This is a genomic window from Longimicrobium sp. (assembly GCF_036554565.1).
Lineage (GTDB): Bacteria > Gemmatimonadota > Gemmatimonadetes > Longimicrobiales > Longimicrobiaceae > Longimicrobium.
Genome location: NZ_DATBNB010000848.1, coordinates 1 through 10,293 on the forward strand (window position 1 = coordinate 1; position 10,293 = coordinate 10,293).

The following is a 10,293-nucleotide window of genomic DNA, read 5'->3' on the forward strand; positions in this document are numbered from 1 at the left end:
CGAGGCCGAGGCGTGCACCGCTCCAGAGCGGGTGAACCCGCTCGCACGGCGACAACGAGTCTCGGACGGGGAGAACTGCGCCTCGAACAGCGGAGTGTGTGGCGGATCCCTCAGTCGCTGCGGTCTTGGGGCGTGCGGGCAGGTACCTCGTGGCCGCTCCTTCGGGATGACATCGCGTGCTTCGGAAGGTGCCGTGCGGTTTTTACCCGAGCGCCTTGCGGACGGCGGGGGCGACCTCCGTTCCGAACAGCTCGATGCAGCGCATGATCTGCCGGTGCGGCATTGTGCCGATGCTGAACTGCAGCAGAAAGCGCTCGTGCCTGAAGATCTCGTGCTGAAAGAGGATCTTGTCGATCACTTCGCTGGGGCTGCCCACCACCAGCGCGCCCCGACGGGTCAGCTGCGCCTCGTACTGCTGGCGCGTGGTCAGCGGCCACCCGCGCTCGCGGCCGATGCGCGTCATCACGTCGGCGTACGGCGGATAGAACTCGTCCGCCGCCTGGCGCGAACTGTCGGCGATGTAGCCGTGCGAGTTGATGCTGACGGGGAGCTTCGTGGCATCGTGCCCCGCCCGGGCCCCTGCGTCGCGGTACAGCTGCACCAGCGGCGCGAACTGCTCGGGCATGCCCCCGATGATCGCCACGGCCAGGGGGAGCCCCAGCGTCGCCGCGCGGACCACGGACTGCGGCGTGCCGCCCACGGCGATCCACACCGGGAGCGGCTCCTGCACGGGGCGCGGATACACGCCCTGGCCGGCGAGCGGCGCGCGGTGCCTGCCCGACCAGGTGACGTGCTCGCTTTCGCGTAGCTTCAGCAGCAGCTCCAGCTTTTCGGAGAACAGCGCGTCGTAGTCCTGCAGGTCGTAGCCGAAGAGCGGGAACGACTCGATGAACGATCCGCGCCCGGCCATGATCTCGGCGCGGCCGCCGGAGAGCAGGTCCAGGGTGGCGAAATCCTGGAACACCCGCACGGGATCGTCGGAGCTGAGCACCGTCACGGCGCTGGTCAGCCGGATGCGCTTCGTCCGCTCCGCCGCGGCGGCCAAGACGACGGCAGGGGACGAGACGGCGTAGTCCGGCCGGTGGTGCTCGCCCACGCCAAAGACGTCCAGCCCCACCTGGTCCGCCAGCTCCATCTCTTCCATCAGGTCGCGCAGCCGCTCCGCCGCGTTCACCGTGCGCCCGGTGACGGGATCGGGCGCGACCTCGGCGAAGGTGTAGATCCCCAGTTCCATCAGCTACCCTCGAGTCTGATCTGAATCACGCGGAGGCGCGGAGAACGTGCAGGACTCAGAGGAAACCCTCCGCAGTTCTCCGCGACCTCCGCGCCTCCGCGTGAGACCTTCTGTTGACGGTCGAGCCTGCGCTACTTTTCGATCGGCAGCCGCACGGCGTTCCCCCACTCCGTCCACGAGCCGTCGTAGTTGCGCACGTTGGGATAGCCCAGCAGGTACGTCAGCGCGAACCAGGTGTGCGACGAGCGCTCACCGATGCGGCAGTAGGCGATGGTGTCCTGGTCCGGCTTGAGCCCGGCGCCCTGCTCGTACAGCGCGCGCAGCTCCTCGGCGCTCTTGAACTCGCCCGTGTCCACGTTCACCGCCCGCGCCCAGGGCACGTTCTGCGCGCCGGGGATGTGCCCGCCGCGCATGGCGCCTTCCTGCGGGTAGTCGGGCATGTGCAGCTTTTCGCCGCTGAACTCCTCGGGCGAGCGCACGTCGATCATCTGCCCGCGGCGCTTCACGTGGTCCAGCACGTCTTCGCGGAAGGCGCGGATGGCCTCGTCGTCCCGCCGCGGCGTGGGATACTCGGCCGGCGCGACCGTGGGCAGGTCTTCCGTCAGCGGCCGCCCCTCGTCCGACCACTTCTTGCGCCCGCCGTCCATCACCTTCACCCGCTCGTGCCCGAACAGCCGGAACACCCAGAGCGCGTACGTGGCCCACCAGTTGTTCTTGTCGCCGTAGAACACCACCGTCGTATCGGGCGAAATGCCCTTCTCGCGCATCAGCGCCGCGAACGACTCGGCATCCAGGTAGTCGCGCATCAGGGGGTCCTGGAGATCGGTGTGCCAGTCGATGCGCACCGCGCCGGGGATGTGCCCCGTGTCGTACAGCAGCACGTCCTCGTTGCTTTCCACGATGCGCACGGTGGGGTCGTCCAGGTGCCCGGCCACCCACTCCGTCGATACCAGCGCATCGGGCTTCGCGTAGCCGCGCTGCTCGATGGGCAGCGATTCCGTCGCCATCCTCGTCCTCCGTTTATGTAAGCCGTTCCGCCGGGTGCGGCGCCCGTGCAGGCCAGGGAAGCAGAACGCCCGGTACGCTGCAACCAGCGGACCGGGCGTGGGGAACGATGCTACCGGCGCGCCGGTGCAGTGTCAAGCAGCCGGTGCGCCGCCCTGGGGTGCCCCGCCCTCCATCTCGCGCACGGCCCGCTCGGCGGCGGCAAAGCCGATCCTGCTGTGCGTGCCGTCGCAGAACGGCTTGCGGGTAGATGCGCCGCAGCGGCACAGGTTCACCTTCTTGCCCGCGGGCACCGGGTACTCGGTTCCGTCGGCGTCCACCAGGCGAAAAGGGCCGTCCACCAGCAGCGGCCCGTTGTTCTTCACCAGGATGGTGACCGGCGGTACGCCCGCCTGCGGCTCGTTACCTTCCTGCATCGGATTCCCTCGACAGTCGTTTGATAGGTGTGCTCTTCGCGTGCCTGCTCGTCACGCCGGGAGCGCCGCGTTCACCATCCACAGCACCCCGATGGCCGCGCTCCCCAAAGCCGTCACCGCACGCAACGTTCCGGCCAGCGCGGGGCCGCGGTTCGCCGCGCGGGTGAACAGCGCGCCGGCCGCCACGGCGTACAGCGCCATCGCCACCGTGGTCCCCACGCCGAACAGGGCCAGGTACCCCGCCGCCTGCCACGCAGAGCCCGCGGCCGTGGCCGAGAGCGCGGCCACCAGCGGCGCCGTTCCCGACAGGCCGTGCGCCAGCCCCACCCACAGCGAACCGCGGCCGTGGTGATGATGATGTCCGTGCGCATCCACCGACTCGCCCGCCAGTCCGTGCGCGCGCTCGTGGAGCACGTTCCACAGCAGCCACAGCCCCAGTCCCAGCAGCATGGCCCCCACGCCGAACTCCAGCCCGCGAGCCAGGAGGTCCGGCAGCTGCACGTTCAGCGCGACCAGGATGCAGCCGACCACGAGAATGGCGGCGGAGTGCCCCGCGCCCCAGCGCACGCCGAAGCCCAGCGCCTGCAGCGGCCTGGGCCGGCGCGAGACGAAGGTGGTGACCGCCGCCATGTGGTCGGGCTCCAGCGCATGCGCGAAGCCCGCGACCAGGGCGGTCACGGGAGCAAGAACCTGCAGCGAGTCCATGGGATTCGGGTGGTTGCGAAAGCAGAGCGGCCCGCGCGCGGAAGGCACGCGGGCGCATCAGTGTACCGGGTCGGGGTGCCCGGGTCAATCGTGATCAAGAGCATTGCGCGCGGGCGGGAGCCGGCGCCATCGTACGAAGCATGACCCCAAGATTCGCGGCCATCGCCTTCGCGGCGTGGATGATTCTGGTTTTGCCCTGCGCTGCATCTGCGCAGCCGCTCCGCCCTAGAGCCGTGGCGGGGCGCGTCGTCGACGGGCAGTCGGGGGACCCCGTGCGCGGCGCCTCCGTTGGCTGGGGGCAACGGGTGCTGGCGTTCACCGATTCCACGGGAGGGTTCGCCATCCCGGCCGGCCGCACAGGCGACACGCTGGTCGTGTACCGGATCGGCTACGACACGCTGCGGACCGGCGGCTGGACGGGCGGCACCTCCCTGGAGCTGCGCCTGAATCCGGATACGATCGTCCTGCAGGGCCTTCGCGTGATGAGCCGCGGGATCACCGGTCCAGGCCGTTTGGTCGGCGGCGACATGACCGGCGACCACTTCCGGGCCTACGGGCAGAAGGGAGGCGGCAGCACGCTGACCGTCGTGGAAAACGCCTTCGGCTACCGGCGCGTACCCTGCCCCGCGCCCCCGGACGAATCGACCGCTCCGCAATACTGCAGCATGATCCGCGGGGAGGCGGAGGCGATCACGTTGTACCTGGACGGCGTGCGCTTCCCGGGTGGACTAGATCTGCTCGCCGATTTCCCCCTGCACCTGGTTTACCAGATCGAAGGCTTCGACGGCGGGCGGGTCGTGGTCGTGTACACCAACGCCTTCGCGGAAACCGCCGCCCGGAACGCGACGGGGGCCAGCCCGCCGCCTCGCTGACGTGTAGCGCTCGCCCGATGCCGAGGGAACGTCGATTGCAAGTCCTTGGCGGGCCAGGACAGGCCACACACCGAAGCCACGGGAGGCACCATGCGGTACGATGGCGGATATGGGCGCGGGTACGGCCGCGAGATGGGCGGCCGGCCGCCGATGCGGGGATACGACTACGGACTGCGCGGGTTCTACGAGACGGCGCCCCAGCGGCCGCCGGTGCGCACTCGGGTAGCGTATGACGACGGGATGCGCGGCGGCGGCGGCGGGGGGTACGACCGCGGCTACTACGGGCGCCCCGCGTTCAGCAACCGCGTAACGCAGCGGTACAACCGCGAGTACGTGCACCCCACGCCTGCGCGGTACGAGACCAACTACAACGCGTTCGGCGGCGACCACGAGGGGCGCATCGTCGACGTCACGGGCTACTGGCGGCCGTACAACACCATCGGCGGGTCGCGGACGATGCGCGGCGGCGGCATGCCCATGGGCTGGGAGCGCGAGGCGAACTACCGCTACGACGCCGAGTTCCGCGGCTACGGTCGCGACTTCTACGGACCCATGCGGTGACGAACCGGTCAGGGAGTCGGCAGAACGGAGCGGGGCCGCGAGATCACCTCTCGCGGCCCCGGCTCTCTCCCGGCGAGAGTCACAGACGGAGGGGGCCTTGACGCGACTGCTCCCTTTGTACACATTGACTTGAGTTCGTTACCGGCAGGCCCTCGGGCCTGTGCGGTTTATGGCAGCGAAAGGCCGCGTGATGCACGCGGCCTTTCGCACGTCCAGCCCCGTCGTCCGACGTGTCAGCCCGGAGTTGGAGGTGCGGGGGCGGCCGTGCTGTGGGAGACGAACCTGCCCAGCATTCCCATGATCCGGGACAGCCGCTGGTTGGTGCCCATATCGTTGAACCACTCCCACATTCTTGCCTGACCACCCCCAGCGACGATGCGGAGTCCCGCGGCGCTCTCGTCGGGCACCGGCGTACGCGGCGGCGTACGCTGCTCCCAGGCCTGCAGCTCCACGAGCAGGCCGATCACGGCGCGAACCGAATCCGCCGGAACGCGCCCCGAACGTTCGGTGAGCTCGCCCTGCCGCATGTGCCGGGAGGTCAGGCTGCCATCCGCGTCCAGCCTGATGGTGGTACCGCCGTGCATCCCGTGCATGTCATCGTAGACCACCTGAAAATCCGGCGGCACCTCCCCGCCACCAGCGGCCGCACGTAGCGCCTGCTCGACAGCACTCGGCTGCGGGGCAGGCGCTGGCGTCGACGCTGGGCTCGGCGCTGGTGCGGGAGGCCGGCACCCGGAAAGTCCGGCTAGCAGAACGAATGCTGCGAAACGCGGAACCTTCATGGGCGCGGGCTGTCGATAGGTGAGCAATGTGCCGCGGGGATGCTCCCGACCCGAACCCCGGCGGCCCCGATACCTGGTACTCGGTACTTGGTAGTGCCGTCCTGCCCTTCACGCCGCGCGCCCCCGCCCGCGGCCGCCGACCCTTCCCCCGCGCGGGTCCACGCGCACCCGGCGTTTCCGGCCGCGGCGCCGCTTCCATCCATCCAGCGACACGACCTTTTCGTCCTCGCCCTCCTCGGCGTCCGAAACGGGCCCCGCGCCGGGGCGGGCGCGGCGGGGCTCGGCCGTGCGGTGGGCGCGGTGGCGCTCGCGCTCCAGCTCGCGAAGCACCTGCTCGGCGGGCGCGTCCCACACCAGCGACAGGGTGCCGATCAGCGTGGCCATTCCCCGCCCCAGCGTGGCCGCGTGCCGCCCCGCGTCCATGCCCATGGACACGGGGAGCAGGCAGCTGGGCGCGGCCACGGCGTGCCGGTCGCGCGCCCGTTCGATGCGCACCGCCGCCGCGGTAACGATGCGCCGTGCCGCGTAGCGCCGCCGGTGCAGCCGCCGCCCCGCGCACAGCCGACGCACCTGCGTGCGCCACGGCTCGCCGCCCGCCGAGCTTTCGGCCAGCAGCCACACGGCGGCATACACCTCGGCAAAGACGCGCACGTCGATCTGCCGCACGGTGTCGGGAGAAAGCGTAGAGAGGTATTCCAGGAAAGCCAGGATGCGCCCGGGACGGGCGAGGAGGAAGAGGACGACTTCCTGGCAGCCCCGCCGGTGGTTGCAGTCGGCGCAGGCGGGAACGATGATGCGGGCGTCTTTTCTTCGGCCGCCGCGGGCCTGGGGGATCACGTGCTCTCGGGTGAGGGGCCGGTCCGGGGCCGCGGGGGCCCGGCAGTACACACACCTTCCGTTTCTGATGCGGTGCTCCAGCTCGCGCCGAAGGGAGCCGCCCGATCCGTGTCCTCGCACTTACGCTCCCGGTCACAGGAGTTTCGGCGGACGCTGCCGCCGGGTGCGGCCCGCCGCGCCGCCGAGCGAAACGGCGCGGGGGAAGGTCTTGGTGGTGCCGGATGAAGCCAGTTCGATGCCAGCGATGGCGTGCCCGCGTAACAGCCGGGCGGCCAGCCCGTCTCACTACTACCGCGGCGCGGCTCCGGATGTTTCAGGGGGTGCCCGAATGGAGAGCGCGGCGCCACGGGTGGGGGTCGTGCAGGGGGGATGCACCCGCCGCCCACTATATGTAGTGCGATGGTCCGCTCCGCACCAGAGTCTTGTGCGCGAGCGGCGGGGGAGGGCGTCTACGGCGTGATTTCGTCCCCGTCCGTCTCCGCGTCCGCGGCTGACGGTGGCAGCACCATGGCGGTCGTTACCCGCCCGTCGGCGGCGCGCACCTCCACCAGGGGGTGGCGGATCGGCTCGACGGTGCCGTCCGGATGGTACGCCATTCCGCCGCCGCGCGGAACACCGAATCCCACGGCCAGCCCGTCGTGGGCCAGCACCGCCGCGCGCAGCTCCGCCCAGTCGTCTTCCTCGGCGTGCGCGCCCACCAGGAACGGCACCAGCCCCCAGGTGGCGAACAGCTGCGCCGTGCTCCCCTCGGGCCACCCCGCCATCCCCAGTTGCACCGCACCCGCCGACACGCCCACCAGCACGGCGCCCTCCTGGTGCCGCTGGGCAATGGCTTCGCGTACGCCGCTCCGCTCGAACGCCGTCCATCCACGCTGCACGTCGCCCCCCGCCAGCAGCACCAGCGCGGCGGAGCGCAGGAAGGCCATGTCGTCGCCCGACGGCACGGCGGGGATCATCCGGCACTCCGCCCCGGTGCCGGCCATGGCGGCCTCGAACAGCTGGAAGTACTCGGGCTGGTCGCCGTTGCTGGCTCCCAGGTACGCCGCGCGAAAGACGCCGCCCCCCGCGAGCAGCGCCAGGCGCTGCACGAAGGGGGCGCCGGCGTCGTCCCAGAACAGCAGCTGGCTGTCGGCCAGCAGGAACAGCGGCCGGGTGGACGTCTGGGATTCCGCCGGCTCATCGCCCACGAAGGGAACGTGCCCGAGGTGGATGCGCGGGTCCGTCACCGCAGGACGTTCACGAAAAAGGTGATCACCAGCGCGTTGGTGAAGTCGATGAAGAAGGCGCCCACCATCGGCACCACGAGGAACGCGCGGGGCGCCGGGCCGAACTTTTCCACCAGGGCGCGCATGTTGGCCATGGCGTTGGCCGTGGTCCCCAGCATGAAGCCCACGAACCCGCCGCCCATCACCGCGGCTTCGTAGTCGCGCCCCATCAGGCGGAAGATGGGCCACACGATGGCGGCGATCAGCGCCACCTGCGCGGCCAAAATCACCAGCATCGGCAGGGCCAGGTTGGCGATCTCCCACAGCTTCAGGGTCATCAGCGCCATGACGATGAACAGCGCCAGCGCCACGTTGCCCACGTCGTCGATCACCCGCTGCGACACCTTGATGCGGCCGGTGACGTCGTCCAGGTTGCGGATGACCGCCGCCACCAGCATGGCGCCGATGTAGGCGGGGAGCTTGATGCCCACCGAGGTGAACCACGCGCTCAGGTATCCGCCCAGCCACATGGCGACCAGCACCAGCACCACGGACTGCAGCAGGACGAACGATTCCTCGTCTTCGCCCGCGGGGGTGGCCGCGGGCTGGTCGTCGAGCTGCTCCTCCACGATCTGCGTGGCCACGGGCGTGTCCATCTCCGTGACCTCGCCCTTGGCGCGGCGCAGGCCGTTGCGCTCGATCAGCCGGGTGGCGATGGGCGCGCCGATCACCCCGCCCGCCACGATGCCCACCATCGCCGACGCGACCGCCACCGTGGCGGCGGCGGGCACGCCGGCCTCCTCGAAGAGCGGGGCGAAGGCCAGCCCCGTGGCCGGCCCGCCGGTGAGCGTCACCGAGCCCGTCAGCACGCCGAAGAGCGGGTGAAGCCCCATGGCCGTCGCCAGCCCCGCACCCAGCAGGTTCTGCACGACCGCGAACGCCGTGGCCACGCCGAAGAAGATCAGCACCTGCGGGCCGCCCACCTTGAGCAGGCGCAGGCTGGCCGCGAAGCCGATGCTGGTGAAGAACGCCACCATCAGCGGGCTTTGCAGGGTGGTGTCGAACTCGAAGGGCGTCTGCCCGGCGGAGCGCGCCCACACCATCAGCACGGCCACGATCAGCCCGCCGATCACCGGCGCGGGGATGTTGTGGCGCGCCAGCGGGCGAACCAGCCTGCGGACGCCGTAGCCCAGGAAGAGGACGACGCCGGCGAAGGCCAGGGTCTGGATCAGGTCGAGCTTCATCGGTCAGCCAGCCTGGAGGGAGAAGGGGGTGAAGTCGGTGTCGCTGTCGAACCAGTCCTCGTGCTCGGCCCGCTTGAGCGCGGCCACCACCCGGTAGGTCATGGGGAGGGCGATCACCTCCCACAGCACCTTGAGGACGTAGTTGGTGCCCATCACCACCAGCACGTCGCGGGTGGCCCACACGCCCAGGAACGCCACGGGATAGAAGATCAGCGAATCGACTCCCGCGCCCACCGCGGTCGAACCGATGGCGCGGCTCCACAGGTGGCGGCCGCCGGTGGCCAGCTTCATCTTGGCGAGCGCGAACGAGTTGGTGAACTCGCCGGCCCAGAACGCCGCCAGCGAGGCAAGGACGATGCGCGGCGTGAGCGAGAACACCGACTCCAGCGCCTCCTGCCCCGCGTAGCCGGGCGCCGGGGGCAGGCGGAGGACGACGACGCTCATCAGGCTCGCGAACGCCAGCGCCGCGAACCCCGTCCACACCACGCGGCGGGCGCGGGCGTAGCCGTACACTTCCGTCAGGATGTCGCCGAACAGGTACGAGAGCGGAAAGAAGAGGATTCCCGCCCCGAAGGTGAATCCCCACAGCGTGCAGATCTTGGCGGGGCCGATGAGGTTGGCCGTCAGCAGCACGGCCACGAAGGCGCCGGTGATCAGGTCGTAGTACTTGTACTGGCGGTTCGCGGGGATGGAGGCGGCAGGCTGCATGGAGATTGGATCGCGGGGAAAAGGCCGGCGGGGCGCCGGGCATCAGTGTAAGCGCGCCCCCACCCGCTGTCGAGAGCGGCCGGCCGGGGAGGTCGTCCGTTTGCCGCCGCGTGATGGCGGATCTTGCGTCGCATCCGCCGCGCATCGAACGTTCTCCCCTCCATCCACGCTGCACCTCCACGCCAGCCCACCGGTCCGATGATCCGCATCCGCCCGTTCCTTTCCCTGGCTCTGCTGCTCGCCCTATCCGCGTGCAGCTCCGCGCGTTCGATGAGCGAGGCCGCGCCCATGGCCATGCGTGAATCGGGCGGTCCCGGCGCGCCGCGTGCCGTCATCCAGCAGGCGGGCCTTTCGATGGTCACGGACAGCCTGGCGCGCCTTCACCGCGCTGCGGATAGCCTGGCGGTGGCCTTGGGCGGGTACGTGGGAGAGGCGGAGCTGCGCGAAAGCGACCTGCACATGTCACTGCGCGTGCCGGCGCCGGCACTGAACGGCGTGCTGGACCGGCTGTCGGCCCTGGGCACGGTGAAGCGCCGGACGGTGCGGCGGCAGGACGTGACGGCGCAGGTGGTGGACGTGGAGGCGCGGCTGGGGACGCTGCGCACGGTGCGCGACCGGCTGCGCGCCTACCTGGGGAACGCCGCGGCGACGGCGGACCTGGTGGCGATCGAGCGCGAGCTTGCGCGGGTGCAGGGAGAGATCGACGTGCTGGAGGCGCAGCAAC

The 10,293-nt window shown here is 70.6% G+C and carries 12 protein-coding genes; 3 read left to right on the forward strand and 9 right to left on the reverse strand.

Going from position 1 to position 10,293, the window contains the following annotated elements:
• Positions 1 to 202 precede the first annotated feature (202 nt).
• The 4 genes from VIB55_RS23895 to VIB55_RS23910 form a co-directional block, all read right to left on the reverse strand.
• The gene (locus VIB55_RS23895; protein WP_331879194.1) at positions 203 to 1,234 is read right to left on the reverse strand and encodes an LLM class flavin-dependent oxidoreductase; all 1,032 of its coding nucleotides are present in this window, start codon (positions 1,232 to 1,234) and stop codon (positions 203 to 205) included.
• Positions 1,235 to 1,365: 131 nt separating this feature from the next.
• Positions 1,366 to 2,241: a sulfurtransferase gene (locus VIB55_RS23900; RefSeq protein ID WP_331879195.1), complete on the reverse strand. Its 876-nt coding sequence runs from the start codon at positions 2,239 to 2,241 to the stop codon at positions 1,366 to 1,368.
• A 132-nt stretch (positions 2,242 to 2,373) separates the two neighbouring features.
• Positions 2,374 to 2,655 carry a CDGSH iron-sulfur domain-containing protein gene (locus VIB55_RS23905; protein ID WP_331879196.1) on the reverse strand — a complete coding sequence of 94 codons (282 nt, stop codon included), beginning with the start codon at positions 2,653 to 2,655 and terminating at the stop codon, positions 2,374 to 2,376.
• Between the two features lie 51 nt (positions 2,656 to 2,706).
• Positions 2,707 to 3,360, reverse strand: coding sequence for a sulfite exporter TauE/SafE family protein (locus VIB55_RS23910; protein WP_331879197.1), 654 nt, complete (start codon positions 3,358 to 3,360; stop codon positions 2,707 to 2,709).
• Positions 3,361 to 3,665: 305 nt separating this feature from the next.
• On the opposite strand from VIB55_RS23910, the gene VIB55_RS23915 reads away from it, so the two are divergent.
• A complete protein-coding gene (locus tag VIB55_RS23915; protein WP_331879198.1) occupies positions 3,666 to 4,232 on the forward strand; it encodes a hypothetical protein in 567 nt (188 codons plus the stop codon).
• A gap of 90 nt (positions 4,233 to 4,322) precedes the next feature.
• Positions 4,323 to 4,793: a hypothetical protein gene (locus VIB55_RS23920; protein WP_331879199.1), complete on the forward strand. Its 471-nt coding sequence runs from the start codon at positions 4,323 to 4,325 to the stop codon at positions 4,791 to 4,793.
• A gap of 233 nt (positions 4,794 to 5,026) precedes the next feature.
• On the opposite strand, the gene VIB55_RS23925 is transcribed toward VIB55_RS23920, so the two are convergent.
• The 5 genes from VIB55_RS23925 to VIB55_RS23945 form a co-directional block, all read right to left on the reverse strand.
• Entirely contained in the window at positions 5,027 to 5,401 is a 375-nt protein-coding gene (locus VIB55_RS23925; protein ID WP_331879200.1) for a hypothetical protein, read from the reverse strand.
• Between the two features lie 282 nt (positions 5,402 to 5,683).
• Entirely contained in the window at positions 5,684 to 6,532 is an 849-nt protein-coding gene (locus VIB55_RS23930; protein WP_331879201.1) for an HNH endonuclease, read from the reverse strand.
• A gap of 329 nt (positions 6,533 to 6,861) precedes the next feature.
• Entirely contained in the window at positions 6,862 to 7,638 is a 777-nt protein-coding gene (locus tag VIB55_RS23935) for a Type 1 glutamine amidotransferase-like domain-containing protein (RefSeq protein ID WP_331879202.1), read from the reverse strand.
• Positions 7,635 to 8,861 carry a sodium/glutamate symporter gene (gene gltS, locus VIB55_RS23940; RefSeq protein ID WP_331879203.1) on the reverse strand — a complete coding sequence of 409 codons (1,227 nt, stop codon included), beginning with the start codon at positions 8,859 to 8,861 and terminating at the stop codon, positions 7,635 to 7,637. Before gltS ends, VIB55_RS23935 begins: the two co-directional genes overlap by 4 nt.
• 3 nt (positions 8,862 to 8,864) lie before the next feature.
• The gene (locus VIB55_RS23945) at positions 8,865 to 9,569 is read right to left on the reverse strand and encodes a queuosine precursor transporter (protein WP_331879204.1); all 705 of its coding nucleotides are present in this window, start codon (positions 9,567 to 9,569) and stop codon (positions 8,865 to 8,867) included.
• Between the two features lie 198 nt (positions 9,570 to 9,767).
• On the opposite strand from VIB55_RS23945, the gene VIB55_RS23950 reads away from it, so the two are divergent.
• On the forward strand, positions 9,768 to 10,293 hold a 526-nt coding region (locus VIB55_RS23950; RefSeq protein WP_331879205.1), incomplete at its 3' end, for a DUF4349 domain-containing protein.

What these genes read in the sequence shown, in the direction of transcription:
- VIB55_RS23895 (WP_331879194.1), bottom strand. Translation starts at nt 1,234, where the DNA reads ATGGAACTGGGGATCTACACCTTCGCCGAGGTCGCGCCCGATCCCGTC.
- VIB55_RS23900 (WP_331879195.1), bottom strand. Translation starts at nt 2,241, where the DNA reads ATGGCGACGGAATCGCTGCCCATCGAGCAGCGCGGCTACGCGAAGCCC.
- VIB55_RS23905 (WP_331879196.1), bottom strand. Translation starts at nt 2,655, where the DNA reads ATGCAGGAAGGTAACGAGCCGCAGGCGGGCGTACCGCCGGTCACCATC.
- VIB55_RS23910 (WP_331879197.1), bottom strand. Translation starts at nt 3,360, where the DNA reads ATGGACTCGCTGCAGGTTCTTGCTCCCGTGACCGCCCTGGTCGCGGGC.
- VIB55_RS23920 (WP_331879199.1), top strand. Translation starts at nt 4,323, where the DNA reads ATGCGGTACGATGGCGGATATGGGCGCGGGTACGGCCGCGAGATGGGC.
- gltS (WP_331879203.1), bottom strand. Translation starts at nt 8,861, where the DNA reads ATGAAGCTCGACCTGATCCAGACCCTGGCCTTCGCCGGCGTCGTCCTC.
- VIB55_RS23945 (WP_331879204.1), bottom strand. Translation starts at nt 9,569, where the DNA reads ATGCAGCCTGCCGCCTCCATCCCCGCGAACCGCCAGTACAAGTACTAC.